The sequence below is a fragment of the Pseudomonas sp. TMB3-21 genome (assembly GCF_054898145.1).
The window spans coordinates 1,861,032-1,886,247 of sequence record NZ_CM142718.1; the positions used below are offsets into that span (position 1 = coordinate 1,861,032).

Here is a 25,216-nt window from a genome sequence, read left to right on the forward strand (position 1 = left end):
AACCGAATAATTCCCGGTGGCCGTCAGCTGGTCATCGGGGTTCCGTTCATCTGGCTGTTTCTGTTCTTCATGCTGCCGTTCTTCATTGTGTTGAAGATCAGCTTTGCTGAAGCCGATGTCGCCATTCCGCCGTACACCGAAATTTACACATTCGCCGAGCAAAAACTGCAGTTGCTGTTGAACCTTGGCAACTACGCCTTGCTGGCCGGCGACGATTTGTACATCGCCGCTTACCTCGGCTCGCTGAAGATGGCGCTGATCAGCACCGTGCTTTGCCTGCTGATCGGTTACCCGATGGCCTACGCCATCGCCAGCGCACGTAAAGAGATGCAGACGGTGCTGGTGCTGCTGATCATGATGCCGACCTGGACCGCAATCCTGATCCGCGTTTATGCGTGGATGGGCATCCTCAGCAACAACGGTTTGCTCAACGGTTTCCTGATGACCATGGGCTGGATCGACGAGCCGCTGCAGATCCTCAATACCAACCTGGCGGTCTACATCGGCGTTGTGTATTCCTATCTACCGTTCATGATCCTGCCGCTTTATGCCAACCTGGTGAAACACGACAACAGCTTGCTGGAAGCCGCGTCCGACCTGGGTTCGAGTACCTTCAACAGCTTCTGGAAAATCACCATTCCGCTGTCCAAGAACGGCATCATCGCCGGCTGCATGCTGGTGTTCATTCCGGTTGTGGGTGAGTTCGTAATCCCGGAACTGCTCGGCGGGCCGGAAACGTTGATGATCGGTAAAGTGCTCTGGCAGGAATTCTTCAACAACCGTGACTGGCCGGTGGCCTCTGCCCTGGCGGTGGTGATGCTGGCGATCCTGATCGTGCCGATCATTCTGTTCAACCGTAGTCAGGCCAAAGAAATGGAGGGCAAATAATGAAGCGCTTCCGTTTCTCGAGTTTCATGCTGGTGGTGGGTTTGCTGTTCATCTATCTGCCGATGCTGATCCTGGTGATCTACTCGTTCAACGCCTCGAAACTGGTCACGGTGTGGGGCGGCTGGTCGATCAAGTGGTACGTCGGCTTGATGGACAACTCGCAGCTGATGGGTTCGGTGCTGCGTTCGCTGGAAATCGCCTGCTACACGGCGGTGGCGGCGGTTGCGCTGGGCACCCTGGCGGCATTCGTGCTGACGCGGATCAGCCACTTTAAGGGTCGCACGCTGTTCGGTGGTTTGGTCACCGCGCCGCTGGTGATGCCGGAAGTGATCACCGGTCTGTCGCTCTTGCTGCTGTTCGTGGCGATGGCGCAGATGATCGGTTGGCCACAGGAACGCGGCATCATCACTATCTGGATTGCCCACACCACGTTCTGTTCGGCGTATGTGGCGGTGGTGGTATCGGCACGTTTGCGTGAGCTGGACCTGTCCATCGAAGAGGCGGCCATGGACCTTGGCGCGCGCCCGTGGAAGGTGTTCTTCCTGATCACCATTCCGATGATCGCGCCGTCGCTGGGTGCTGGCGCCATGATGTCGTTCGCCCTGTCGCTGGATGACCTGGTGTTGGCGAGCTTCGTCTCCGGGCCGGGCTCGACCACGCTGCCGATGGAAGTGTTCTCGGCGGTGCGTCTGGGCGTGAAGCCGGAGATCAACGCTGTGGCCAGCCTGATTCTGCTGGCGGTGTCGCTGATGACGTTTTTGGTGTGGTTCTTCAGCCGCCGTGCCGAAGAAGCGCGCAAGCGCGCGATTCAGCAAGCGATCGAAGAAAGCGCGGCGGATTCGTGGAAGCAGCCGGATGTGCGTCGGGCGCAGCAGGCGCCGGGAGTGGTTTGAACCTGATGGTTGCCACATCTTTGTGATCAACCCCCATCCCCTGTAGGAGCCGGCTTGCCGGCGATGGTGTGTCAGTCGACAAAAATGTTGCTGATCCACCATCGCCAGCAAGCCGGCTCCTACAAGGATTCTATGCCACCCAGGGCGATTGGCGGATGATCTCGACAAAGTTCATCGGCTTGAACCCCGGCTCGCTGTCCACCAGGACATCGGCGTTGACCGTACCAAACGTGGTATCAGGCTTGTGTTTGAAGCCATTGGCGAACGCACACAAAATGCATTCCTTGAACCCGTCACCGCGTGGGTGCGCATGCACGACAGCGTTACGCTGATCGTCAGGGAACGCGGCGTAATCGATGCCCAGCACATCCATCTCCACCCCGGCAGTCACCAGCGCCACGTTCGGGCGCAGGTGTTGCGGCACGCCCGGCGTGGTGTGCAAAGCGATCGACAGCCACACCTGCTCGATGTCGTCATCACTCAATCCATAAGGTGTGAGAAACGCTTTGGCGGCATTGGCACTGTCGACTTCAAAGCGCTCGCCTGCTGAACGATGGCCTTCCATCAGACCCAAGTCATGGAACATTGCCCCCACATACAAAAGCTCCGGGTTGTAGGTCAGCTGCTTGCGTTCACCGCTCAACGCGCCGAACAGAAATACCCTGCAAGAGTGGTGGTAGAGCAGGTCGGATTCGACGTCGCGTATGTATTCGGTGGTGGCCTTGGCCAAAGTGCTGTCGGGAATTTTAATGCCGGCGATGGTGTTGTTCATGGGCCTTACCTCGTGAAAAACGCCATAACGGCGCTGATGGAATCAGTCTGTTCTTCACCCTCAACGCGGACAATCGGACCATGGCGGCGATCCATGCCAATCAACCTGCATATCGCGCCAGCCTCGCTTGTGAGGCTTGAATTGGCTAAGTTGGAACCCAGATTAAGCGCGCCCTGTAGCAGCTGCCGAGCCTTCGAGGCTGCGTCCGGCTGCGAAGCAGTCGTTAAATCTTACCCAGCGGTCTCTCCATTAAACCGTGCGTGCAGAATTTACGACTGCTTCGCAGCCGGACGCAGCCTCGCAGGCTCGGCAGCTGCTACAGGTGTAGGGTGCATACCGTTCCATTGAGGCGAGTCAAATGACCAAAACCATCGCCATCGTGGTCTTCGCAGGCGTCCAGTCGCTGGATGTCACCGGCCCCATGGATGTGTTTTCCGAAGCCAATCGTTTCCTTCCCTCGCAGGATCACTATCGCCTGGAAGTGATCGGCGTCGAGCGCGGAGTCATGGCCTGTTCCAACGGTTTGTCGCTCAATGCCCATCGGCATTTCAGCGAAGCGCTCGATGCGTATGACTTGTTGCTGGTTGCGGGTGGCCCGCAGTTGCCTTTCATGGACTTCGGAATGGCCTTCGATGCCTGGCTACGCGAGGCTTGCGCCCGGGCGCAGCGTTTCGGCTCGATCTGCAACGGCGCTTTCATGCTCGCCCGGGCCGGGTTGCTGCAGGGCAGGACGGTGACTACTCATTGGGGCGATGCAGCGGCGTTGGCGGCGTTGTGCCCTGGCACGCAGGTTGAAGCGGATCGGCTGTACGTGCAGGACGGCGAGCTGTACACCTCGGCCGGGGTCACGGCAGGCATTGATTTGTCGCTGTACCTGCTGGCCCGCGATCACGGAGCGGAAGTTGCGCTGAGCGTGGCAAAACGGCTAGTAGTGTTCACGCAGCGCTCAGGTGGACAATCGCAGTTCAGTCCATTCCTCACGCCCCATGCCGAACCGACGTCGGCGGTGGCGATGGTCCAGCATTACGTGCTGGCCAATCTCACCGGCGATCTGACAGTTGCCGACCTGGCCAATGCGGCCAACATGAGCGCGCGCAACTTTTCCCGGGTGTTTGCCAAGGACGTGAAAATCACCCCGGCGGAGTTTGTCGAGCGGGCGAGGGTGGATGCGGCGCGGGTGCTGCTTGAGAGCACCCGGTCGCCATTGAAAACCGTGGCCTACCAATGCGGTTTTCGCGATGCCCAGCACATGCGCAGTGTCTTCAACCGCCGACTCGGGATAACGCCGAAGCAGTTCAGGCTGAATTTTTCGGCGATGGTTTGAGCGGGTATTTAGAGTGCCCGTCAGTGCCTCATCGTCGGATCGCCGCCCGGAGCAAGCGCGCTCCCACATCTGGAACGCTTTCCACCCTGTGGGAGCGAGCATGCTCCGGGCGGCGATCCGACGATTGCTGCAGCTCAGGCGACAAGTTTTACCGCGCCGGCAAAATCTTCAACGTACTCCGCGTATTGGCCATGACTTCCTCATCATTGAGGTACGCCTGGAAATACACTCCTTCGATATACGCCTCGGCCTGATCCTCATAGTGCTTGTCCAGCGGCACGCCGCTCTGGCCAAGCGGGTTGACGGTCAGGCTGTGCGCCGGGTCGGCGAAGTCGATCAGACGGCGGGTCGAGGGGCCGTAAGTAACGGGCCACGGCGCGGGGCCGATTTTCGATGACAGGTTGTTCGGCACTTCATGGCTGCCGGGCGCGGCGAACGGTCCGACGTTAAACACACGGTCCAGCGGCTTCTGCTGACTCAACGGATGGCCGTGCGTCAGCGTGTGCGCCTTGCCCCACTGCCATTGCGCAGTATCGCCACCCAGTGTGGACCGAAGGTGCGCAAGGCTCGCTTGCCACGCCAGCTTGACCGTATCGGCGCGCGTTTCCTTGCCGAGGGTGTTGCGGTTATCCCACCACGGCGATTTCGCATCTGCGGCCAGGCGAGGCAGCGCGGCATCGATCACCCGGGTCGAGAGCAGCGTTTCGAAAAAGTCATTGCCCAGTTCGTCGTGCATCGTTGCGTCGGCCAGGTTGAACAGCAACTGGTTGAACAGCGTAGCGCTGGTGGAATCCAGCGGATAGTCGCCTTTCCACTGCGCCAATTGCTCGATCATTTTCAGCTCGGCCGCATCGCTCGTCACGTCGCGCAGTACCGGCAACAACGGCGCGAGCAAACGTGGGCCGTACGCGGTGGTGGTGCCCAATTGCAGTTGCTTGCTCGCTTCCAGATCCCATTTGATGGTCTTGTCACTGAGTTCACCGTTGAGCTGCTGCCCCCGATCCGCCAGGTTGTAATAGCCCGGGATCTCGATGCCCGCCGGTGACACCGGTTGGAAATTGGCCGAGACGATATAGCCGCGCGCCGGGTTCTCTTCCTGCGGATTGGCGCTGAACGGGTAGAAACCATCCTTGTCCGCCTCAGCGCTACCACCATCGAGGATGAACCACGGCCGCACGCCCGCCGGACGCTTCGGCAGTTGCGCTGCCGCCCACCAGCCGATGTCGCCCTTGGCATTGGCCCAAACGATGTTCAGGCCCGGCGCCTGGACCTTGGCAGCTGCACTGCGAGCCTTGGCCAGGGTGTCGGCGCGGTTGAGCTGGTAGAAACCCTCAAGGATCGGGTTCTGGCTTTCGAGGAAACCCCACCACATGGCAATCGGTGTTTTGCCGGCGTTCTTGCCCAGTGCGTCATTGACGATCGGGCCATGCGGCGACTGGCGCAGCACCAGCGTCACCGGTGCCTGGCCCTTGACTGCGATCTGCTGTTCGGTGGTAACCATGTCCACCCAATTGCCGCGATACCAGACCTGGTTTGGATTGTCCGGATTGACCTTCTCGGCAATCAGATCCAGATCGTCGTTCTGGAACATGGTGATGCTCCAGCCGAAATGGCTATTCAACCCGAGGGAAGCGAATGGCATCAGCGCCTGATAGTGGCCGTACAGATCAAAGCCCGGCGCCGAGAGCTGAGCTTCGTACCACACCGATGGCGCGGAGAAACGAATGTGTGGATCACCGGCCAGCAGCGGTTTGCCGCTTTTTGTGCGGCTGCCGGCGACCACCCAGGCGTTGCTGCCTTCAAACTGCGGCAGGCCGTTGTCGGCCAATACCTGTTCGCTCAGGCGAGCGAGGGCATTGAGGTCTTGCCAGTCCACGTTGGCAAGGTGCCGCACAGTGCTGCCAGGGTGTTTCGCCAGTACGCCGTTGGGCTGCCATTCCAGATCGAAGACGTTCAGGTACTCGGGGCCGAGCTGATCGCGCACGTAGGTCAACAACGGTTCGGTGCGAAACGCTGCAGCAAAACTGTAGGCCATGTAGCCGGCGATGCTGATGGTGTCCTGCGCGGTAAACGGGCGCTTGGAAATGCCGAGCGCATTGAACTCGGCAGGCTTCGCGTGGCTGTCCTGATACTGGTTGATGCCGTCGAGATAAGCCTGCATGGCGATGAACGTGGGCGACTGCTTGTCCAGATTCGCCAGGTAGGTTTCAGCGCGTTCGCGAATGCGCAGGCTACGCATCAGCTTGTCAGTGTCGAGCAGTTTCGGGCCGAGCACTTCCGCCAGTTCGCCGCGGGCGAGACGGCGCAGGATTTCCATCTGGAACAAGCGGTCCTGGGCGTGCACGTAGCCGAGGGCTCGGTACATATCGGGTTCGTTTTCAGCACGAATATGCGGAACGCCACGCTCGTCGTAACGCACCGTGACCGAACCTTGCAGATGCTGCAATTCGACCATGCCCTGGCGTGTCGGCTGCTTGCTGTAGACGTACCAACCGACCCCGGCGGCGAGCACGACGATCAGCAGGGCAAGTACGGTCAGCAGACGCTTCATGAGAATTCCTTGTTCTTGTTATGTAAGGCAGCAGTTCCCTGGCGCCACTGTTTAACACGGCTTGCCGGCCCGGCCCATCACCCTTAGGAGGGATTCGTATTGCCGGGTTTGTCACGCTTCGCGGTGTGGGCCGGCCACGGGCAGTAACACCCCACCGCCAACGTGTGCGTGGCGTTCACCGCGCGACCTTCGTTAAGCGCCTGCAGAATCGGCTCGATAAAACTGTTACTGGAATTGCACGTCAGGCCTTCGCTGTACGGGCCGAAGTACGCCAGTTTGCCGCTGCGATCCCAGATCGCCACGGCGGGGCTGGCGGGGATCTGTTCTGCGCCGGGTAAAACCGTAATGGTTTTCAGATCGCCCAGGCTGTCCGGCAATTGCCCGTGGCTGCCGGTTTTTTGCACGGCATAAAATTCCACGCCTTGCGGCGCGTAGCGGGCGACCAGTTCGGTGAGGTGTTGTTGATTGCCGACATTGCACGGGCAGGCTGGATCCCAGAAGTGCACGAGGCGGATCGCGCCGGCGCCGGCGAGCTGATCGGGCAGGCGCAAGGGATCGCCGGAGAACACCGCCGTATGCGAACTGAATGCGCGCAGGTAGCGGCCCTGAAACCAGTCATACGCCGCCCACAAAACACCGGCACACACGAGAACGAGCAGGGTGGCGAGCAGTGGGGTGCGGTAAGGCGAACGCATGGGTCGGTGTCCTCGAAGGTCGCCCAGCTTGCCATGCTTGCCGCGACAGATGAATATCGCAGGCCCATAAAGTCTGTTTCATGATTTGGAATCATCCATGCCTGCCAACTTCGACCCTGATGTTCTGCGTGCCAGCTTGCGGCCCTTGGCCGGGTGGCAGTCGCTGTCGAAAGAAGCGCAGGCTTACCAGCGCTTCTACGGTGTGGATTTCCCCGGGCGCGAATTGCGCAGTGGTCTGGGTCGTTTCGAGGTGGGCGGTTACCAAGTGGTCAGCCAGGTCTGGTGGCCAGCGCGGGCGAAGGCGACGCTGCTGTTGTTCCACGGTTTCTACGATCACACCGGGCTGTATCGGCATGTGATCGAGTGGGCGCTGGATCAGGGTTTTGCGGTGCTTGCCTGCGATTTGCCGGGGCATGGGCTGTCCAGCGGTGAGCGGGCGAGTATCAAGGATTTCGCCGAGTATCAGGACACGCTGCAAGGACTGTTTGTCGAGGCGCAGGCGCTGGACTTACCGAAACCGTGGCACCTGTGCGGGCAAAGCACCGGCGGTGCGATTGTGATTGATCACGTCTTGAACGCGGGGGCGGACAGTCCGGCCCAAGGTCAGGTGATCCTCTTGTCGCCATTGGTGCGACCGCGCGCCTGGGGCTGGTCGCAGCTCAGCTATTACGTGCTCAAGCCTTTCGTCAAAGGCATCGCGCGGCGCTTTAGCGAAAACTCCAACGATCCGGATTTTTTACCGTTCCTGCAGGCCGATCCGTTACAGCCGCGGCGTTTACCGACGGCGTGGGTTGGTGCATTGGCGCGGTGGATCAAGCGAATTGAAGCCGCGCCGGCCAGCACTCGGCGCCCGCTGATTGTGCAGGGGCAGGCGGACATGACGGTGGATTGGGTGCATAACCTGCAGATATTGAAAGCCAAGTTCGATCGACCGCAGGTGTTGATGTTGCCGCAGGGGCGACATCATCTGGCGAACGAGACGTTGGCGATGCGGCAGGAGTATTTCGGGTTTTTGAGTAAGCGGATTAATGGCCGGAATCTTTAGCGGCAGCACCGGTTCCTTCGGCTTATCGCCACCCTGGGCAAGGCTCGCTTCCACATGGGAGTACATTTCCGTGTGGGAGCGGGCTTGCTCGCGAAAGGGGCATAACGGGCACTAGATTTACCGCGTCAAACTCAAGGATTCTGCCCCACCGCCAACCCCGCCCGAATCGCCGCCAGTGCTGCCTGGTAATAAGCCTTGCCTTCAGTCGACTCGGCAAACGTGGCGAATTCTTCCAGTTCGTTATCCGACAGGTCGCGGTAAACGTACAGCAGCGTGTTATTCACATCGCTGCCGATCTGATCCATCAAACGCTGGCGTTGCCCGTTCAACATGCCTTGCGCCTGACCGCCACCGAGCAGGCCGGGGATCATCGAGCTCAGGCTGTCGGCTGCGACACCGGCGATTGCCAGACTGACTTCCGCACCCGCTTCGCGCGCCGGTAATGCCTGGGCCAAGTGGCCGATGATCAGTTGGCGGTTATCGCTGACCTGCATCTTCGGCAGACCCTGGGCGTTTTTCGCCAGTTGATCGCGCCGGGTCGCGAGCAATTCAGCCGCGACGATTTTCTTGCCCAAGGGCGACTGAAAAAATGCCAGGGCCGGTTGGGGGTCGGCGAGGGTCTTGCGCAGTTGCGCTTCGGCACGCTGATCCACGGCCTGTGATGCAAAGCGTTTGTTGCTGTTGTTCAGCAGCGCCTGAAATACCGCCGGCGGCAGGCTGTTCTGATAGCGCTGCTGCGCCGCCGAGAGGGCGTCGTTGAAATGCGCGCGTTGTTCCGGCCAGCCGGCAACCTTGTACAGCTGGTCGTAGCCGTCTGCCCAGGCAGGCATTACGCAGAATATCAGCAGTGAGAAAAGCAAACGGCGCATAGGGACTCCTGTCAGCAGGCGACTATTCTCCGTGTGGCATCCGGACTTGTCGAGAATTCGTATCAAGGCGCTGCGCGGCTCTGTCGGATTTTCGGACACAGGAATACTATGCGCGCCATGCAAATACCCTCTGATCACCCGCTGCTGTTACGTATCGTCGACGACCTGGCCGAACAGGGCTGGTCGCAGCAGAATATCTTCCTGCCTCTGGATCTGACCGGAGCACTGGCGGCCGAGTGCCGCAAACGTGCTGCCGAAGGTGAACTGGCCCCGGCTGCAGTGGGGCGCGGGGCGACCTCGGAAGTGCGCGAAGGCATTCGTGGCGACCACATTCAGTGGATCGAGCCGGGTCAGGCACCGGCGTGTGATAGCTACCTGCAGCTGATGGACAGCCTGCGCGAGGCGATGAATCGCGGTTTGTACCTGGGCCTTGAAGACTTCGAAAGCCATTTTGCGATGTACCCGCCCGGGGCTTTTTATCTCAAGCACGTCGACCGTTTCCGCGATGATGACCGGCGCATGGTCTCGGCGGTGGTCTATCTCAATGACGGCTGGTTGCCGGAACACGGCGGTCAGCTGCGCATGTACCTCAAGGATGGCGTTGAATACGATGTGGTGCCGACCGGAGGCTGCCTGGTGGTGTTCCTCTCGGGCGGAGTGCCCCACGAAGTTTTGCCGGCAACGCGTGATCGGCTGTCTCTGACGGGCTGGTTCCGGCGTCGCGGCAACGAGCCGTTCTGATCATGCAAAAGATTCTGGTAAGCCGTTGTCTGCTGGGGCACCGCGTTCGCTACGACGGCGGGGCCAGCGGGCCGTTTGATCTGCTGCAGCAGTGGCTTGATGAAGGTCGCGTGGTGCCGCTGTGTCCGGAAGTGGCCGGCGGTTTGCCGACACCGCGGGCGGCGGCGGAGATTCCCGGCGGGCAGGGGAGTGAAGTGCTGGATGGGCAGGCCGCGGTAATCACGACGGATGGCGAAGATGTCAGTGCGCAGTTTCTTAGCGGTGCTTGCCAAGCGCTGGCGTTAGTGCGCGAGCACGGTATTCGAGTTGCCGTGCTGAAGGCCAACAGCCCGTCGTGCGGTAATTTGCTCACCTATGACGGGACGTTCAGTGGCGTGAAGGTCAGCGGCGAAGGCGTCACCGCTGCGTTGCTCAAACGCCATGGAGTGCAAGTCTTCAGTGAGCTGGAGTTGCCACAAGCGGTCGAAGCGCTGATCGCACAAGCCTGAAGTCACAACCCCTGTGGGAGCGAGCCTGCTCGCGATAGCAGTTTGTCAGTCGACATCTCTTTCGGCTGCCGGCCTCATCGCGAGCAAGCTCGCTCCCACGGGGTAAGCCGCTGACTCGAAGATCAGGGTTGCGGGTTCGCGGTTGAATCTGCCTTCAACCACTTCTGCTCCAGCGCCTCCAGGCGTCCATCTGCCTTGATCCGCTGCAACGCGTTCTCCAGGCTGGCGTGAAACGCCGGGTTACCTTTCTGAAACGGTATCGCCAGGCTTACTTTCTGCACTGCTTTGGGTGCGGCGTCCTGCAGCGACTGCACCAGCACCATCGGCCGCGGTTGTTCTTCCTTCTGCGCGATCAATTGCCCGTCGGCGATTGTGTAAGGCTCGCTGAAGTCGAAACGATCCTTGAGATCCGGGGTCAGTGCTATGTGATTGATGGCGACGTCGTACTTGCCGCTCTCGACGCCGGCCAGCAGATCATTGGCATCAGTGACGACGAAGTCGGCGCGCACATCCAGTTCACTGGCCAGCATCTGACCCAGCTCGACTTCAAAGCCTGCGAGTTTGCCGTCGTCCTTGTAATTGAAGGGTGGTGTATTAGCCTCAAGGGCAATGCGCAGTTCACCGCGGTCGTTGACGTCGTCGATCAGTTCGGCATGAGCCAGCGGGCTCAGAAGGGGTAGCAGGCAGATCAGGCCAGGCAGAAAGCGCATGGTCACTCCTTTGAATTCATTATCGCGAGGCTCAGGATCAGGCTCGCTTTGCTATGGTTATGCGTGCCTTCGACAACGAATGGTCATGAAGTTGTCATGACCGAGCGGATTTTACGGAAAAACTGGAGAAGAAAATGAAAACCTTTATGTCACGAGCCGCTTTCGCTGGCCTGTTGCTGAGTGCTTCGATGTTGGCGACGGCTGCGACGCCTGCGCCCAAAGGGGCAGAAGCGTTCATTGTTTCCCCTGAAGATGGCGCCACCGTGCCGCAGGAGTTCAAGGTCAAGTTCGGCGTGAAACACATCTCGTTGGCTCCAGCGGGCGACGTCACCAAAAACACCGGCCACCATCACTTGCTGATCGACGTCGACAAACTGCCACCTGCAGGCGCGCCGATTCCAACCGACGCCAACCACATGCACTTCGGCAAGGCGCAAACCGAAGCCACCATCAAACTGGCGCCGGGCAAGCACACCTTGCAGCTCGAACTGGGCGATGCGGGCCACATGCCGTTCGATCCGCCGATTGTGTCGGAAAAGATTACGGTCAATGTGAAATAAAAAACGGGAGCCCTTTTGGGGCTCCCGTTTTTGATAGCTGCGAGCTTCAAGCTATAAGCGGCAAGTCAAAGCAACAGCGAACTTGACTTGCCGCTTGAAGCTTGCCACTTGTAGCTGCTCTTAGAACAACACGCGGCAACGAATGGTGCCATTGATGTGCTGCAGCTTCTCCTGGGCGATTTCCGAGTAATCCGCATCGACGTCGATCACGACGTAGCCGACTTTCTCGTTGGTCTGCAGGAACTGACCGGAGATGTTGATGCCGTTTTCGGCGAAGACCTTGTTGATCTCGCTCATCACACCCGGGATGTTCTCGTGGATGTGCAGCAGGCGGTGCTTGCCAGGGTGAGCCGGCAGGGCCACTTCCGGGAAGTTCACGGACGATACCGAGGTGCCGTTGTCGCTGTACTTGACCAGTTTTTCCGCCACTTCCAGACCAATGTTGGCCTGCGCTTCAGCGGTGGAACCGCCGATGTGCGGGGTCAGGATCACGTTGTCCAGGCCACGCAGCGGGCTTTCGAACTCTTCGTCGTTGGAGCGTGGCTCCACCGGGAAAACGTCGATGGCCGCGCCGATCAGGTGCTTATCCTTGATCGCATCCGCCAGTGCTTGCAGCTCGACCACGGTGCCGCGAGCGGCGTTGATCAGGATGCCGCCCTTCTTGATCGCGCGAATTTCTTTCTCGCCGATCATCCACTGGGTGGCCGCGGTTTCCGGCACGTGCAGGGTGACAATGTCGGACATGCCGAGCAGCTCGTGCAGATTGTTGACCTGGGTCGCATTACCCAGAGGCAGCTTGGTCACGGTGTCGTAGAAATACACCTGCATGCCCAGGCCTTCGGCCAGCACCGACAGTTGCGTGCCGATCGAGCCGTACCCGACGATACCCAGCTTCTTGCCGCGGATTTCGAAGGAATTGGCTGCGCTCTTGATCCAGCCGCCACGGTGGCAGGATGCGTTTTTCTCAGGGATGCCGCGCAGCAACAGGATCGCTTCGGCCAGCACCAGTTCCGCTACGGAGCGAGTGTTGGAGTAGGGCGCGTTGAACACCGCAATGCCGCGTTCGCGCGCTGCGTTGAGGTCGACCTGGTTGGTGCCGATGCAGAAACAGCCGACCGCCACGAGCTTCTTCGCGTGATCGAAAATTTCTTCGGTCAGTTGCGTGCGAGAGCGAATGCCGATGAAGTGGGCATCAGCGATCTTTTCCTTCAGCTGGGCTTCCGGCAGAGAACCGGTGAGGTACTCGATGCTGGTGTAGCCAGCCGACTTGAGGACGTCGACAGCCGATTGGTGGACGCCTTCAAGAAGAAGGAACTTGATCTTGCTCTTATCGAGAGAAGTCTTGCTCATCTGCGTAAACCTGTATCCCGGAGAAAAATGGCAGGAAATAGCCAGCAGACGCTGACCCGGACGGCAACAAACCGTCGCCGCAGAATAGCCGTTGGGCACTATCCTGCGGGGCCGATATGCTAGCATAGGCGCCCCGCTAAACACTCATTCCTGCGACGTGAAGCGTTCTCAGGATGACCATGAATTGTTCGAGAGTTCTGTCGATGACCAATCCTGCGCTGATTGATGAGCTGAAGACCCTGGTTGAGCCTGGCAAGGTGCTGACCGACGCCGACTCCCTCAATGCTTACGGCAAGGACTGGACCAAGCATTTCGCCCCGGCACCGTCTGCGATCGTGTTCCCGAAAACCACCGAACAGGTCCAGGCCATCGTGCGTTGGGCCAACGCGCACAAGGTTGCGCTGGTGCCATCGGGCGGACGCACCGGGCTTTCCGCCGCCGCCGTCGCGGCGAATGGCGAAGTCGTTGTGTCTTTCGACTACATGAACCAGATTCTCGAGGTGAACCTGACTGATCGCACTGCGGTGTGCCAGCCGGGCGTGGTCACCGAGCAGCTGCAAAACGTTGCTGAAGAAAAAGGCTTGTATTACCCGGTGGATTTCGCTTCGGCAGGTTCCAGCCAGATCGGCGGCAATATCGGCACCAATGCTGGCGGGATCAAGGTGATTCGTTATGGCATGACCCGCAATTGGGTCGCCGGCATGAAAGTCGTCACCGGCAAGGGCGATCTGCTGGAGCTCAATCGCGACCTGATCAAGAACGCCACCGGTTACGACATGCGTCAGCTGTTCATCGGCGCCGAAGGGACGCTCGGATTTGTCGTGGAAGCGACCATGCGCCTGGACCGTGCCCCGAAAAATCTCACCGCCATGGTCCTTGGCACCGCCGACTTCGACGCGATCATGCCGGTGCTGCACGCCTTCCAGAGCAAACTCGATCTGACCGCGTTTGAATTCTTTTCCGACAAGGCCTTGGCCAAAGTCATGGGCCGTGGCGACGTGCCGCTGCCGTTCGAGACCGATTGCCCGTTCTACGCGTTGCTGGAATTCGAAGCGACCACCGAAGAAGTCGCCAACCATGCGCTGGAAACCTTCGAGCACTGCGTCGAGCAGGGCTGGGTGCTGGATGGCGTCATGAGCCAGAGCGAAACCCAGTTGCAGAATCTATGGAAGCTGCGCGAGTACATTTCCGAAACCATCTCGCACTGGACGCCTTACAAAAACGACATTTCGGTCACCGTGTCGAAAGTCCCCGCGTTCCTCAAGGAAATCGACGCGATCGTTGGCGAGCATTACCCGGATTTCGAAATTGTCTGGTTCGGCCACATCGGCGACGGCAACCTGCACCTGAACATCCTCAAGCCGGAAAACCTCAGCAAGGACGAGTTCTTCGCCAAGTGCGCGACCGTCAACAAGTGGGTGTTTGAAACCGTCGAGAAGTACAACGGTTCGATTTCTGCCGAACACGGCGTTGGCATGACCAAACGTGACTACTTGACCTACAGCCGCTCGCCGGTTGAGATCGAGTACATGAAAGCGGTGAAAGCGGTGTTCGACCCGAACGGCATCATGAACCCGGGCAAGATCTTCGCAGTTTGATTTTCGAACTTAAGTGCAACGAATCAGGAGTCGGTCAATGAGCTATCAGCACCAGTATGTCGACGGTACCCGTATTCACTTCCCGCTGGGGAAGGTCGTGTGCATCGGCCGCAACTACGCCGAACATGCCAAGGAACTGGACAATCCGGTGCCTACCGAACCGCTGCTGTTCATCAAGCCGGGCAGCTGCGTGGTGCCGCTGGAAGGTGGTTTCAGCATTCCGACCGAGCGCGGCTCTGTGCATTACGAAGCGGAAATCGCGGTGCTGATCGGCAAGCCGTTGTCGACCAAACCGAGCCGTGAAGAAGTGCTCGACGCCATTTCCGGTTTTGCTCCGGCGCTGGACCTGACCTTGCGTGACAAGCAGGCCGAACTGAAATCCAAAGGTCTGCCGTGGGAAATCGCCAAGTCCTTCGACGGCGCCGCAGTGATCGCCCCGTTCGTTTCCGGCAGCCATTTTGCCGACCTGACCGACATCGGCATTCGCCTGACCATCAACGGCGAAGTGCGCCAGGATGGCAACAGCAAGGACATGCTCAACCCGATCGTGCCGATGATCCAATACATGGCGGGTTGCTTTTCGCTGCAGGCCGGTGATGTGATTCTGACGGGTACGCCGGTGGGCGTTGGCCCGTTGAATGTCGGCGACGAACTGGTGATCGAATTACCGGGTGCAAGCAGCTTCAACAGCAGCGTCCGCTGAGTCACTGCAGTAGGAGCCAGCTTGCTGGCGATAGCGATTGGTCATTTGATCGTTCCCACGCGGAGTGGTCTGCACCCCAAAAGTTGGACACAACCGATGGGGTGCAGACCAGAGCATGGGAACGATCATGGAGATGGGCCGTCCCGCCGTTTCCCGTTTTTTTCACATTTTGTCTGGATAATTCTGCAGCGGTCGACATCTTCCGCGCTCGCGCTTGTGCTATTACCTCTGGCCTGAATTTCCGGAACGTTTTCTCCATGCCCCCCCAGCCAACTGCAAAGTTTGTAAACGCCCGCCGCCCGCGCTTCTCCATGCGTTGGTATGTCTGGTTTGTGCTGATTGTCGCAGCCGCCTATGGCCTGGCCTTCGCGATGCATTGGGACGACCGTGGTGTGTTGTGGTTGCAAGAGCGTTTCGAATCAAAGACGGAGCGTAAGGACAGCATCTGGCTGCCGGATTACAAGGCGGTCATCGACGCGAAAGCACTGCCTGGCATGGAAGAGGACGAAGCGTCCGACCTTGCGTACAACCCGCAAACCAAAACCCTGTTCTCGGTGATGGGCAAGAATCAGTTTCTGGTCGAGCTGACTTTGCAGGGCGATGTGTTGCGCAAAATGCCGCTGGTGGGCTGGAGCAATCCGGAGGCGCTGACGGCGATGGGCAACGGTTTGCTGGCGATCGTCGATGAACGCGCGCACGTCTTGTCCATCGTCAAAGTCGATGCCGCGACCCGTGAGCTGAATATCGCCAGCTTCCCGAAATACGACCTCGGTCCATCCGAAAACCAGAACAAGGCGTTTGAAGCGATTGCCTGGGACGCAGGGCGTCAGCAGATCCTGCTGGGCGAAGAACGTCCACCGGCATTGTTTAGCTGGAAAAGCGACGGCAGCCAGACGCTCACCGGAGACAAGCAGAAGCTCGCCAGCGACGAACTGGATATCCGTAACCTGTCGGCGCTGGCCATCGACCCTCGCACGGGTCACACGCTGGTGCTGTCTGCCGATTCACACCTGCTGCTGGAGCTTGACGAGACGGGCGAGCAGGTCAGTTTCATGACCTTGCTTGGCGGTTTCAACGGGTTGAAAAAGACCATCCCGCGCGCCGAGGGCGTGACCATGGACGAGGCGGGCACACTGTACATCGTCAGTGAGCCGAACCTGTTTTATCGATTCGAAAAGCAGCACTGATCGACTAACGTGTAGGAATGCTTACTCCTGGTTGTAGGCCAAGGCTAATGGCCATTAAGCTTCAATTCAGACTGCCGTGGTATTTCATCCGCCCGTCCTGATTCCGAGCTTCCCTGAATGCGCCGACTTGCCCGCCCCAAACCCCTGATTCTGATGTTCGGGGTCATTGCCCTGATCGCGCTGATTGCGATTGGCCAGTTCATGCGCCTGTTCGAGCGCGCCTGGTTCAATGTGCACACGCTTTGGCAGGCGGAAAGCGCCCAGTCCATTGGTCTCGATCATTACAGAGTCATGGTCGAGGCGCGGGTCATTGATGGGCTCAACGATAATGTGTCTGCCCTGACGTACGATCCGGTGCGCAAAAGTCTGTTTACCGTGACCAACAAAGACTCCGAACTGGTTGAGCTGTCGCTGGAAGGCCAGATCATTCGCCGTATTTCGTTGGTCGGTTTCGGTGATCCGGAGGCCGTGGAATTCATCAGCGCCGACACTTACGTGATCACCGACGAACACCAGCAGCGGTTGATCAAGATTCATCTGGACGAGGAAACCACCTTTCTCGACGCGGCCGATGCCGAGCAGATGACATTGGGCGTGCACATGAATGGCAACAAGGGCTTTGAGGGACTGGCGTACGATTCGGTGGGCAAGCGCCTGTTCGTCGCCAAGGAACGCGACCCGATGCTGATTTATGAAGTGCAGGGTTTTCCTCATTACAATCCGGAAAAATCCTATGCGGTGCACGTCGTGAACAACCCGAAGCGCGATGCCGGGATGTTCGTGCGCGACCTGTCCAGCCTGCAGTACGACGAGCGCAGCGGGCATTTGCTGGCGCTGTCGGATGAGTCGCGGCTGATTCTGGAGCTGGATGTGGACGGGCGGCCCCTGAGCACCATGTCATTGAGCAAGGGGCGTCAGGGATTGCAGAAGACTGTGCCGCAAGCGGAGGGCATCGCCATGGATGACGACGGAACGATGTACCTGGTGAGCGAGCCGAACCTGTTCTATGTGTTCAAGAAGCCTGCGCAACCCTGAGTCGCACCTCTCATCCGTGGGAGCAAAGCTTGCTCGCGATGGCGGTTTAAATGGCACACCGCGTTATCGTTGATCGCGAGCAAGCTTGCTCCTACGGGTGCTCGGCCGATCAGGCCCTGAGGGTCTTCACACCTTCACTCGTCCCCAACAACAGCACATCCGCCGGGCGTGCCGCGAACAAGCCATTGGTAACCACACCGACGATCGCATTGATCTGTGCTTCCAGCGCTGTCGGATTGGTGATCTGCATGTTGAACACATCCAGAATGATGTTGCCGTTATCGGTCAGTACGCCTTCACGGTAGACCGGGTCGCCGCCCAGTTTCACCAGTTCGCGAGCGACGTGGCTGCGAGCCATCGGGATCACTTCGACCGGTAGCGGGAACGCGCCCAGGACGGGCACCAGTTTGCTGGCGTCGGCGATGCAGATGAAAGTCCTGGCCACGGCCGCGACGATCTTCTCGCGAGTCAGCGCAGCGCCGCCGCCCTTGATCAGATTCAGGTGCTCATCGCTTTCATCGGCGCCATCGACGTAGAACTCAAGGTCGCTGACGGTGTTCAGCTCGTACACCGGAATGCCGTGGCCCTTCAGGCGCGCGGCAGTGGCTTCGGAGCTGGCGACCGCGCCGTCGAACGCACCTTTGTGCTGCGCCAGGGCATCGATGAAACAGTTGGCGGTGGAGCCAGTGCCAACCCCGACGATGCTCTTGTCATCGAGTTTCGGGAGGATGAGGTCGACGGCGGCCTGAGCCACTGCCTGTTTGAGTTGATCCTGATTCATGCGGGCTCCGAAGGCGGGCAAGGGGGGCGGAAAGGCCGGCATTATAGGCTTGGAGGCGGGGGAGGTCATTCCCCGATTGGCGGGCTGCTTTTTGTGGCGAGGGAGCTTGCTCCCGCTGGAGGGCGAAGCACTCCCCGGCATTCTTTCAGGCAGACCTCATCCGCAGATTTCACGACTGCTTCGCAGCCGAGCGGGAGCAAGCTCCTTCGCCACAGGTTGTATTCCTGCTCTTACAGGTAGGGTTCCAGGCCTGACAGGTTGTTCCTGGCCTTAAACGCACCGGTTTAGTGTGGTCGCCCGGCCGAAAGCCGGGTTAGACTCCTTGGCCCTGCCCAACCCGCTCAGTGATGCTTTCCGATGCTCGAACAGTACGTCAAAAAGATCCTCACCTCGCGCGTTTATGACGTTGCCGTAGAAACCCCGTTGCAGACTGCTCGCCAGCTCTCCGAGCGCTTGGGCAACAGTATTTGGCTCAAGCGCGAAGACTTGCAGCCGGTGTTCTCCTTCAAGATTCGCGGCGCTTACAACAAGCTCACTCAGTTGAGCGACGAAGAGCGTGCCCGTGGCGTTGTCACCGCTTCTGCAGGCAACCACGCGCAGGGCCTGGCCCTGGCGGCGAAAGTGTTGGGCGTGAAAGCGACCATCGTCATGCCCAAGACCACCCCGGAAATCAAAGTCGAAGGCGTGCGCTCACGCGGCGGCAAAGTGGTCCTGCACGGGGATTCGTTCCCGGAAGCCCTGGCCTACTCGCTGAAGCTGGTCGACGAAAAAGGCTACGTCTACATTCATCCTTACGACGATCCCCACACCATTGCCGGGCAGGGCACTGTGGCGATGGAGATTCTGCGCCAGCACCCGGGGCGCCTGGATGCGATCTTCGTTCCGGTGGGCGGCGGCGGGCTGATCGCGGGTATCGCGGCGTACGTGAAATACCTGCGCCCCGAGATCAAGATCATCGGCGTCGAACCGGACGATTCCAACTGCCTGCAGATGGCCATGGCGGCCGGCGAGCGTGTGGTGTTGCCCACTGTGGGCATCTTCGCCGACGGTGTTGCGGTGGCGCAGATCGGTCAATACACCTTCGAAATCTGCAAAGATCATGTCGATGAAGTGATCACCGTCAGCACCGACGAAATCTGCGCGGCCATCAAGGATATCTACGACGATACCCGCTCGATCACCGAGCCTGCGGGCGCGCTCGGCGTCGCGGGTATTAAGAAATACGTCGAGCAGCACGGGATCACCGGCCACACTTTCGTCGCGATCGATTCCGGTGCCAACGTCAACTTCGACCGCCTGCGCCATGTCGCTGAGCGCGCCGAACTGGGCGAGGGTCGCGAAGCCATTATCGCTGTGACCATCCCGGAAAAACCGGGCAGCTTCAAGGCGTTCTGTGAAGCCATCGGCAAACGCCAGATCACTGAATTCAACTACCGCTACAACACCGGCAGCGAGGCGCACATCTTCGTCGGCGTGCAGACGCACCCGGACAACGACCCGCGCAGTGCATTGCTGGCCAGTCTCACCGAGCAGGGTTTTCCGGTGCTCGACCTGACCGACAACGAATTGGCCAAATTGCACATTCGCCACATGGTCGGCGGGCGTGCGGCGCACGTTGTCGATGAGGTGGTGCTGCGTTTCGAATTCCCGGAGCGTCCGGGCGCGTTGTTCAATTTCCTCAACAAACTTGGCGGGCGCTGGAATATTTCGATGTTCCATTACCGCAATCACGGCGCGGCGGACGGTCGCGTGGTGGCTGGGTTGCAGGTGCCTCACGACGAGCGTCATATGGTTCCTGCAGCACTTGAGGAAATCGGCTACCCGTTTTGGGATGAAAGCGACAACCCGGCGTATCAGCTGTTTCTCGGCTGAAAGGCTACGCTGATGGACAGCCCTTAAGGAAATCGCACAATGGAAACGTTAACCGCCCTGAAAATGGCACACACCGCGGCGACGGCAATCATGTTCGCTTGTGCGCTGGGGCTGGGTATATGGGTCTGGCAAACGCGGCGTAGTGGCGATGCGACTGCTGTGCAGCGCACGCTGCAGGGTCCACGGTTGTTCGCCTGGCTGTTCATGGGCATTGCCTTGCTGAGCATGCCGTTCACCGGTTGGTGGATGGTGCATTTGGTGGGCTGGCCATTGGGGCAGACGTGGTTGCTCGCTTCAAGCGTGCTCTACGCGGTGGCGGCGCTGGGCTGGTTCTGGCTGTTGGTGCGGCTGAACAAGTTGCGCAAGGCGACGGGAGGGAACGGCAAGTTCACCTTTGCCCTTGCACTGATCAGCTTCGTTTGTTTTGTCGCCATTGCCGGGTTGATGGGCGCAAAACCGGTTTAGCACAGACTCTGTAGCAGCTGCCGAGGTACGAGGCTGCGATGGGCTGCGAAGCGGCCCTTATGGGCGTTCCTGCGGACCGCAACGCAGCCTCGTACCTCGGCAGCTGCTACAGGTGATGTCAGTCGCGCAGAGTCATCACCGGCCAGCCACGCTTCTGTGCCTCAGCGCGCAGATTCGGATCCGGATCCACCACCACTGGATTCGCCACTTGTTCCAGCAACGGCAAATCGTTCATAGAGTCGCTGTAGAAATAACTGTCCTCCAGCGAATACCCGGTCTCCTCCAGCCAGCGATTCAGCCGCGTCACCTTGCCTTCACGGAAGCACGGAACGTCGGTGCTGCGCCCGGTATAACGGCCATCGACCATTTCGCATTCAGTGGCGATCAGGGTGTCGACGCCCAGGCGCACCGCAATCGGCGCCGTCACAAAACGGTTGGTGGCAGTGATGATCACCAGTTTGTCGCCGGCGTCGCGGTGCTTGGCCAGCAGCTCCATGGCTTTTGGCAGGACGATCGGCTCGATGCAGTCGCGCATGTAATCCAGGTGCCATTGCTCCAGTGTGGCCATCTCGGTGCGGCCGAGCACTTCCAGGCAAAAATTCAGATACGCGTCATTGTCCAGCTTGCCGGCCAGGTAATCCTGATAGAACTCATCGTTGCGTGCCTTGTAGGCCACGGCGTCGAGGAAGCCGCGCTCGCACAGGTAATCGCCCCAGGCGTGGTCACTGTCGCCGCCCAAAAGCGTGTTGTCCAAGTCGAATAAAGCCAGGCGCATTGCAGTTACTCGCTGAAAAGTCTGTAGAAAGGCGTCCAGAATACGGACTTTTCACAAGAGTGCACATAAGGTAGGCAGCCTCGTTGCTGCCTTCACAACCTTTGTGGAACAATGCGACGACATGCGTTTGCGAGGTTGTTGCCGTGATCGACCCCGATGGTTTCCGCCCCAATGTCGGGATCATTCTCACGAATGATGCCGGACAGGTGCTATGGGCTCGCCGTATCAATCAAGATGCGTGGCAGTTTCCACAGGGAGGGATCAACCCCCAGGAGACGCCGGAAGACGCCTTGTACCGCGAGTTGAACGAAGAAGTCGGGCTGGAGCGCGAGGATGTTGAAATACTCGCCTGCACCCGGGGCTGGTTGCGCTATCGTTTGCCGCAACGTCTGGTCCGCACCCACAGCCAACCGCTGTGCATTGGCCAGAAGCAGAAATGGTTTCTCCTGCGCCTGATCTCCAACGAGCAGCGGGTGCGGATGGATTTGACCGGTAAACCGGAATTCGATGGCTGGCGCTGGGTCAGTTATTGGTATCCGTTGGGCCAGGTGGTGACATTCAAGCGCGAGGTTTATCGACGCGCTCTCAAAGAGCTTGCCCCGCGCCTTTTATCGCGCGACTGACGACGGAGTTCGACCCCGAGCCATGCTCAATACGCTGCGCAAGATCGTCCAGGAAGTTAACTCCGCCAAGGATCTCAAGGCGGCGTTGGGCATTATTGTGCTGCGCGTCAAAGAGGCAATGGGCAGTCAGGTCTGCTCGGTCTACCTGCTCGATCCCGAGACCAATCGCTTCGTGCTGATGGCCACCGAGGGCCTGAACAAGCGCTCGATCGGCAAGGTCAGCATGGCGCCGAACGAAGGTCTGGTCGGTCTGGTCGGTACGCGTGAAGAACCCCTGAACCTGGAAAACGCAGCGGGTCACCCGCGCTATCGTTACTTCGCCGAGACCGGTGAGGAACGCTACGCGTCTTTCCTCGGGGCGCCGATCATTCACCACCGCCGCGTCGTCGGCGTGTTGGTCATTCAGCAAAAAGAACGCCGCCAGTTCGATGAAGGTGAAGAAGCCTTCCTCGTGACCATGAGCGCACAGCTCGCCGGCGTTATCGCCCACGCCGAGGCCACCGGTTCGATTCGCGGTCTGGGCCGTCAGGGCAAAGGCATTCAGGAAGCAAAGTTTGTCGGCGTACCGGGCTCGCCGGGTGCGGCGGTCGGTACTGCGGTGGTCATGTTGCCGCCGGCCGATCTGGACGTGGTACCGGACAAGACCATCACCGACATCACCGCCGAGCTGGGGCTGTTCAAGACTGCCATCGAAGGCGTGCGCGCCGACATGCGCGCGTTGTCCGCCAAACTCGCGAATCAGCTGCGTCCGGAAGAACGTGCGTTGTTCGACGTCTACCTGATGATGCTCGACGATGCCTCGCTCGGCAGCGAAATCACCACCGTGATCAAGACCGGCCAGTGGGCTCAGGGCGCATTGCGTCAGGTGGTCACCGAACACGTCAACCGTTTCGAATTGATGGACGACGCGTACTTGCGTGAGCGTGCCTCCGACGTCAAGGACCTCGGCCGACGCCTGCTGGCTTATCTGCAGGAAGAGCGTCAGCAGACCCTGGTCTACCCCGACAACACCATTCTGATCAGCGAAGAACTGACGCCGGCGATGCTCGGCGAGGTGCCGGAAGGCAAGCTGGTCGGTCTGGTCTCGGTCCTCGGCTCTGGCAACTCGCACGTGGCGATCCTGGCACGGGCCATGGGCATTCCGACGGTGATGGGCCTGGTCGATCTGCCGTATTCCAAGGTCGACGGCATTCAGATGATCGTCGACGGCTACCACGGCGAGGTCTATACCAACCCCAGCGACGTGCTGCGCAAGCAGTTCGCCGAAGTGGTCGAGGAAGAAAAACAACTCTCCCTCGGGCTGGATGCGCTGCGCGATCTGCCCTGCGTAACGCTTGATGGCCACCGCATGCCGCTGTGGGTCAATACCGGTCTGCTGGCGGACGTGGCACGCGCGCAGAAGCGCGGCGCAGAAGGCGTGGGTCTGTACCGCACCGAAGTGCCGTTTATGATCAACCAGCGCTTCCCGAGCGAGAAAGAGCAACTGGCGATCTATCGCGAGCAGCTCTCCGCGTTCCATCCGCAACCGGTGACCATGCGCAGCCTGGACATCGGCGGCGACAAGTCGCTGTCGTACTTCCCGATAAAGGAAGACAACCCGTTCCTCGGCTGGCGCGGCATTCGCGTGACACTCGACCACCCGGAAATCTTCCTGGTGCAGACCCGCGCGATGCTCAAGGCCAGTGAAGGCCTGAACAACCTGCGCATTCTGCTGCCGATGATCTCCGGTACTCACGAACTCGAAGAAGCGCTGCACCTGATCCATCGTGCATGGGGCGAGGTGCGCGACGAAGGCACCGACGTGCCGATGCCGCCGATTGGCGTGATGATCGAGATCCCGGCGGCGGTGTATCAGACCAAGGAACTGGCGCGTCAGGTGGACTTCCTGTCGGTAGGCTCCAACGACCTGACTCAATACCTGCTGGCGGTTGACCGCAACAATCCACGGGTTGCCGATTTGTACGATTACCTGCACCCGGCAGTGCTTCAGGCCTTGCAGAACGTGGTGCGCGACGCCCACGCCGAAGGCAAGCCGGTGAGTATCTGCGGGGAAATGGCCGGTGACCCGGCAGCGGCAGTGCTGTTGATGGCGATGGGTTTTGACAGCCTGTCGATGAACGCCACCAACCTGCCGAAAGTGAAATGGATGCTGCGCCAGATCAATCTGAGCAAGGCCAAGGAATTGTTGGCTGAGCTGATGACCATCGACAACCCGCAAGTTATCCACAGCTCGCTGCAATTGGCCCTGAAGAATCTGGGCCTGGCGCGAATGATTAATCCGGCGTCGGCCAAGACTCTCTAAAATGCTGATGGCCTCATCGCGAGCAGGCTCGCTCCCACAGGTGGGCTGAGTCGATCACAAAACCCTGTGGGAGCGAGCCTGCTCGCGATGAGGCCAGTCCAGACAACAACAACGGTCAAACCCTGATTTCGACTTCGCCAAGATGCCCTCCATACGGCCCAAAACTCCGCTCGACCATATGTAGCGTCCCGTCCGCCTGAACAATCAGCGCCGTACTCGCCCTGGTTCCATAAGTCGGGCTGGCAATAAACACACTCGACAACAATGCTTCGGTCGCCAAACCCACGCCGGTATCCGGCAACTCCGCGAATGGCGCGGTCTGCGGATCATTCAACAGTGTCAATAACCCCTCAGGCTGCGGATCTTCCAGGTGCGCTTCCAGCGCCGAGCGCGCCCTCAGCAACTTCGGCCAGGGCGTGTCCAGCCCTGCGTTCGACAACCCGTAAACACCCGGCGGCAACATCACCGCCTCGGTTTCGTGTGCGTTGAAATGCCACAGCTCATAAGCATTGCCGATCAACAGGTTAAACCCGGCATATTCCAGCGAACGTCCGACAACGTCGCTCAAATAATCATCAATCGGCATCTCGCCAGTTAGAAATCGCGCCACCAGTTCGCCGCGCGATTTTCGTGCGGGCGGTTGATGGGGATCGCGGATGTTGGTCAGCGCGGCGAAGCGTCCGTTGGCGCCGATACCCAGCCAGGTACCACCGGCTTCGAGGTCGCGTCCGGCGTAAACCTGTGGCGCTTCCGGCCATTGCGCCAGCGGCAGACTGGGCCGGGCATAAAATTCGTCGCGGTTGGCCGCAACGATCAGCGGTTGCGCATGACCCGGTCGCCAGGCGAAAACAATCAAGCACATAAGGCGGTCCTTGTGTGTTTTTTGCTCACTCTACCCAGTCGACGCTGATCGATCCATCGCCATCCGCAGTGGGCCTCGGGTCACGCATCCGTTAACATGCGAGCCTATTTTGCGAATCGGACCAGGA

General features: G+C 59.6%; 24 protein-coding genes. 15 read left to right on the forward strand and 9 right to left on the reverse strand.

The annotated features are described in order from the left end of the window. The first annotated feature begins 9 nt into the window (after positions 1–9). Both ACYZTS_RS08595 and ACYZTS_RS08600 read left to right on the forward strand, forming a co-directional pair. Positions 10–888, forward strand: coding sequence for an ABC transporter permease subunit (locus tag ACYZTS_RS08595; RefSeq protein WP_236645641.1), 879 nt, complete (start codon positions 10–12; stop codon positions 886–888). Beyond that, on the forward strand, positions 888–1,781 hold the full coding sequence (locus ACYZTS_RS08600) for an ABC transporter permease subunit (RefSeq protein ID WP_461995331.1): 894 nt from the start codon (positions 888–890) through the stop codon (positions 1,779–1,781). Before ACYZTS_RS08595 ends, ACYZTS_RS08600 begins: the two co-directional genes overlap by 1 nt. A 130-nt stretch (positions 1,782–1,911) precedes the next feature. On the opposite strand, the gene ACYZTS_RS08605 is transcribed toward ACYZTS_RS08600, so the two are convergent. Continuing rightward, positions 1,912–2,553: an HD domain-containing protein gene (locus ACYZTS_RS08605; RefSeq protein WP_461995333.1), complete on the reverse strand. Its 642-nt coding sequence runs from the start codon at positions 2,551–2,553 to the stop codon at positions 1,912–1,914. A 358-nt stretch (positions 2,554–2,911) separates the two neighbouring features. Between ACYZTS_RS08605 and ACYZTS_RS08610 the strand changes: the two genes are divergently transcribed. Next, positions 2,912–3,877 carry a GlxA family transcriptional regulator gene (locus tag ACYZTS_RS08610; RefSeq protein WP_461995335.1) on the forward strand — a complete coding sequence of 322 codons (966 nt, stop codon included), beginning with the start codon at positions 2,912–2,914 and terminating at the stop codon, positions 3,875–3,877. A 148-nt stretch (positions 3,878–4,025) separates the two neighbouring features. Here the strand turns inward: ACYZTS_RS08610 and ACYZTS_RS08615 are convergent, their stop codons facing one another. Together ACYZTS_RS08615 and ACYZTS_RS08620 are read right to left on the reverse strand one after the other, a co-directional pair. Beyond that, positions 4,026–6,428, reverse strand: a complete 2,403-nt coding sequence (locus ACYZTS_RS08615) for a penicillin acylase family protein (RefSeq protein ID WP_461995337.1) — start codon at positions 6,426–6,428, stop codon at positions 4,026–4,028. Between the two features lie 83 nt (positions 6,429–6,511). Next, positions 6,512–7,123, reverse strand: a complete 612-nt coding sequence (locus ACYZTS_RS08620; protein WP_461995339.1) for a DUF6436 domain-containing protein — start codon at positions 7,121–7,123, stop codon at positions 6,512–6,514. A 97-nt stretch (positions 7,124–7,220) separates the two neighbouring features. Here ACYZTS_RS08620 and bipL point away from each other — a divergent pair, with 97 nt between their 5' ends. After that, positions 7,221–8,168 (forward strand): phospholipase BipL, encoded by a 948-nt coding sequence (bipL, locus tag ACYZTS_RS08625; protein WP_461995341.1) that lies wholly within the window; start codon positions 7,221–7,223, stop codon positions 8,166–8,168. A gap of 131 nt (positions 8,169–8,299) precedes the next feature. On the opposite strand, the gene ACYZTS_RS08630 is transcribed toward bipL, so the two are convergent. After that, entirely contained in the window at positions 8,300–9,037 is a 738-nt protein-coding gene (locus ACYZTS_RS08630) for a DUF2059 domain-containing protein (RefSeq protein WP_028623683.1), read from the reverse strand. Between the two features lie 108 nt (positions 9,038–9,145). On the opposite strand from ACYZTS_RS08630, the gene ACYZTS_RS08635 reads away from it, so the two are divergent. Both ACYZTS_RS08635 and ACYZTS_RS08640 read left to right on the forward strand, forming a co-directional pair. Continuing rightward, positions 9,146–9,778, forward strand: a complete 633-nt coding sequence (locus ACYZTS_RS08635; RefSeq protein WP_461995343.1) for a 2OG-Fe(II) oxygenase — start codon at positions 9,146–9,148, stop codon at positions 9,776–9,778. A gap of 2 nt (positions 9,779–9,780) precedes the next feature. After that, positions 9,781–10,266 carry a 2-thiouracil desulfurase family protein gene (locus ACYZTS_RS08640; protein WP_461995345.1) on the forward strand — a complete coding sequence of 162 codons (486 nt, stop codon included), beginning with the start codon at positions 9,781–9,783 and terminating at the stop codon, positions 10,264–10,266. Between the two features lie 122 nt (positions 10,267–10,388). On the opposite strand, the gene ACYZTS_RS08645 is transcribed toward ACYZTS_RS08640, so the two are convergent. After that, positions 10,389–10,976: a transporter substrate-binding domain-containing protein gene (locus tag ACYZTS_RS08645; RefSeq protein WP_461995347.1), complete on the reverse strand. Its 588-nt coding sequence runs from the start codon at positions 10,974–10,976 to the stop codon at positions 10,389–10,391. Positions 10,977–11,110: 134 nt separating this feature from the next. Here ACYZTS_RS08645 and ACYZTS_RS08650 point away from each other — a divergent pair, with 134 nt between their 5' ends. Next, positions 11,111–11,536: a DUF4399 domain-containing protein gene (locus ACYZTS_RS08650; protein ID WP_028623687.1), complete on the forward strand. Its 426-nt coding sequence runs from the start codon at positions 11,111–11,113 to the stop codon at positions 11,534–11,536. Positions 11,537–11,656: 120 nt separating this feature from the next. Here the strand turns inward: ACYZTS_RS08650 and serA are convergent, their stop codons facing one another. After that, the gene (gene serA, locus ACYZTS_RS08655; RefSeq protein ID WP_028623688.1) at positions 11,657–12,886 is read right to left on the reverse strand and encodes a phosphoglycerate dehydrogenase; all 1,230 of its coding nucleotides are present in this window, start codon (positions 12,884–12,886) and stop codon (positions 11,657–11,659) included. 203 nt (positions 12,887–13,089) lie between these two features. Between serA and ACYZTS_RS08660 the strand changes: the two genes are divergently transcribed. The 4 genes from ACYZTS_RS08660 (at position 13,090) to ACYZTS_RS08675 (ending at position 17,409) form a co-directional block, all read left to right on the forward strand. Then, positions 13,090–14,484: an FAD-binding oxidoreductase gene (locus ACYZTS_RS08660; protein ID WP_461996383.1), complete on the forward strand. Its 1,395-nt coding sequence runs from the start codon at positions 13,090–13,092 to the stop codon at positions 14,482–14,484. Positions 14,485–14,521: 37 nt separating this feature from the next. Then, on the forward strand, positions 14,522–15,187 hold the full coding sequence (locus tag ACYZTS_RS08665; RefSeq protein WP_028623690.1) for a fumarylacetoacetate hydrolase family protein: 666 nt from the start codon (positions 14,522–14,524) through the stop codon (positions 15,185–15,187). Positions 15,188–15,444: 257 nt separating this feature from the next. Continuing rightward, the gene (locus ACYZTS_RS08670; protein WP_028623691.1) at positions 15,445–16,374 is read left to right on the forward strand and encodes an SdiA-regulated domain-containing protein; all 930 of its coding nucleotides are present in this window, start codon (positions 15,445–15,447) and stop codon (positions 16,372–16,374) included. Positions 16,375–16,491: 117 nt separating this feature from the next. Further along, complete coding sequence (locus tag ACYZTS_RS08675; protein WP_461995350.1) at positions 16,492–17,409, forward strand: SdiA-regulated domain-containing protein; 918 nt, start codon at positions 16,492–16,494, stop codon at positions 17,407–17,409. Positions 17,410–17,518: 109 nt separating this feature from the next. Here ACYZTS_RS08675 and rpiA read toward each other — a convergent pair whose 3' ends face one another. Beyond that, complete coding sequence (gene rpiA / locus ACYZTS_RS08680) at positions 17,519–18,190, reverse strand: ribose-5-phosphate isomerase RpiA (protein ID WP_461995351.1); 672 nt, start codon at positions 18,188–18,190, stop codon at positions 17,519–17,521. Positions 18,191–18,547: 357 nt separating this feature from the next. Here rpiA and ilvA point away from each other — a divergent pair, with 357 nt between their 5' ends. Together ilvA and ACYZTS_RS08690 are read left to right on the forward strand one after the other, a co-directional pair. Continuing rightward, on the forward strand, positions 18,548–20,062 hold the full coding sequence (ilvA, locus tag ACYZTS_RS08685; protein WP_028623694.1) for a threonine ammonia-lyase, biosynthetic: 1,515 nt from the start codon (positions 18,548–18,550) through the stop codon (positions 20,060–20,062). A 39-nt stretch (positions 20,063–20,101) separates the two neighbouring features. Continuing rightward, positions 20,102–20,527, forward strand: coding sequence for a DUF2269 domain-containing protein (locus ACYZTS_RS08690; protein WP_461995353.1), 426 nt, complete (start codon positions 20,102–20,104; stop codon positions 20,525–20,527). A gap of 118 nt (positions 20,528–20,645) precedes the next feature. Here ACYZTS_RS08690 and ACYZTS_RS08695 read toward each other — a convergent pair whose 3' ends face one another. Further along, the gene (locus ACYZTS_RS08695; RefSeq protein WP_028623696.1) at positions 20,646–21,302 is read right to left on the reverse strand and encodes a histidinol-phosphatase; all 657 of its coding nucleotides are present in this window, start codon (positions 21,300–21,302) and stop codon (positions 20,646–20,648) included. Positions 21,303–21,445: 143 nt separating this feature from the next. Here ACYZTS_RS08695 and ACYZTS_RS08700 point away from each other — a divergent pair, with 143 nt between their 5' ends. Together ACYZTS_RS08700 and ptsP are read left to right on the forward strand one after the other, a co-directional pair. Then, positions 21,446–21,925: an RNA pyrophosphohydrolase gene (locus ACYZTS_RS08700; RefSeq protein WP_028623697.1), complete on the forward strand. Its 480-nt coding sequence runs from the start codon at positions 21,446–21,448 to the stop codon at positions 21,923–21,925. Between the two features lie 22 nt (positions 21,926–21,947). Next, positions 21,948–24,227 carry a phosphoenolpyruvate--protein phosphotransferase gene (gene ptsP, locus ACYZTS_RS08705; RefSeq protein ID WP_461995355.1) on the forward strand — a complete coding sequence of 760 codons (2,280 nt, stop codon included), beginning with the start codon at positions 21,948–21,950 and terminating at the stop codon, positions 24,225–24,227. A 115-nt stretch (positions 24,228–24,342) separates the two neighbouring features. Here ptsP and ACYZTS_RS08710 read toward each other — a convergent pair whose 3' ends face one another. Next, complete coding sequence (locus tag ACYZTS_RS08710) at positions 24,343–25,089, reverse strand: NRDE family protein (protein WP_461995356.1); 747 nt, start codon at positions 25,087–25,089, stop codon at positions 24,343–24,345. Between the last annotated feature and the right edge of the window lie 127 nt (positions 25,090–25,216).

Coding starts and splice junctions, on each gene's coding strand:
- ACYZTS_RS08670 (WP_028623691.1), top strand. CDS start 15,445: ATGCCCCCCCAGCCAACTGCAAAGTTTGTAAACGCCCGCCGCCCGCGC.
- ACYZTS_RS08660 (WP_461996383.1), top strand. CDS start 13,090: ATGACCAATCCTGCGCTGATTGATGAGCTGAAGACCCTGGTTGAGCCT.
- ACYZTS_RS08710 (WP_461995356.1), bottom strand. CDS start 25,089: ATGTGCTTGATTGTTTTCGCCTGGCGACCGGGTCATGCGCAACCGCTG.
- ACYZTS_RS08605 (WP_461995333.1), bottom strand. CDS start 2,553: ATGAACAACACCATCGCCGGCATTAAAATTCCCGACAGCACTTTGGCC.
- ACYZTS_RS08650 (WP_028623687.1), top strand. CDS start 11,111: ATGAAAACCTTTATGTCACGAGCCGCTTTCGCTGGCCTGTTGCTGAGT.
- bipL (WP_461995341.1), top strand. CDS start 7,221: ATGCCTGCCAACTTCGACCCTGATGTTCTGCGTGCCAGCTTGCGGCCC.
- ACYZTS_RS08620 (WP_461995339.1), bottom strand. CDS start 7,123: ATGCGTTCGCCTTACCGCACCCCACTGCTCGCCACCCTGCTCGTTCTC.
- serA (WP_028623688.1), bottom strand. CDS start 12,886: ATGAGCAAGACTTCTCTCGATAAGAGCAAGATCAAGTTCCTTCTTCTT.
- ACYZTS_RS08690 (WP_461995353.1), top strand. CDS start 20,102: ATGGAAACGTTAACCGCCCTGAAAATGGCACACACCGCGGCGACGGCA.
- ACYZTS_RS08615 (WP_461995337.1), bottom strand. CDS start 6,428: ATGAAGCGTCTGCTGACCGTACTTGCCCTGCTGATCGTCGTGCTCGCC.
- ACYZTS_RS08695 (WP_028623696.1), bottom strand. CDS start 21,302: ATGCGCCTGGCTTTATTCGACTTGGACAACACGCTTTTGGGCGGCGAC.
- ACYZTS_RS08635 (WP_461995343.1), top strand. CDS start 9,146: ATGCGCGCCATGCAAATACCCTCTGATCACCCGCTGCTGTTACGTATC.
- rpiA (WP_461995351.1), bottom strand. CDS start 18,190: ATGAATCAGGATCAACTCAAACAGGCAGTGGCTCAGGCCGCCGTCGAC.
- ACYZTS_RS08665 (WP_028623690.1), top strand. CDS start 14,522: ATGAGCTATCAGCACCAGTATGTCGACGGTACCCGTATTCACTTCCCG.
- ACYZTS_RS08675 (WP_461995350.1), top strand. CDS start 16,492: ATGCGCCGACTTGCCCGCCCCAAACCCCTGATTCTGATGTTCGGGGTC.
- ACYZTS_RS08645 (WP_461995347.1), bottom strand. CDS start 10,976: ATGCGCTTTCTGCCTGGCCTGATCTGCCTGCTACCCCTTCTGAGCCCG.
- ACYZTS_RS08630 (WP_028623683.1), bottom strand. CDS start 9,037: ATGCGCCGTTTGCTTTTCTCACTGCTGATATTCTGCGTAATGCCTGCC.
- ilvA (WP_028623694.1), top strand. CDS start 18,548: ATGCTCGAACAGTACGTCAAAAAGATCCTCACCTCGCGCGTTTATGAC.
- ACYZTS_RS08640 (WP_461995345.1), top strand. CDS start 9,781: ATGCAAAAGATTCTGGTAAGCCGTTGTCTGCTGGGGCACCGCGTTCGC.
- ACYZTS_RS08610 (WP_461995335.1), top strand. CDS start 2,912: ATGACCAAAACCATCGCCATCGTGGTCTTCGCAGGCGTCCAGTCGCTG.
- ptsP (WP_461995355.1), top strand. CDS start 21,948: ATGCTCAATACGCTGCGCAAGATCGTCCAGGAAGTTAACTCCGCCAAG.
- ACYZTS_RS08600 (WP_461995331.1), top strand. CDS start 888: ATGAAGCGCTTCCGTTTCTCGAGTTTCATGCTGGTGGTGGGTTTGCTG.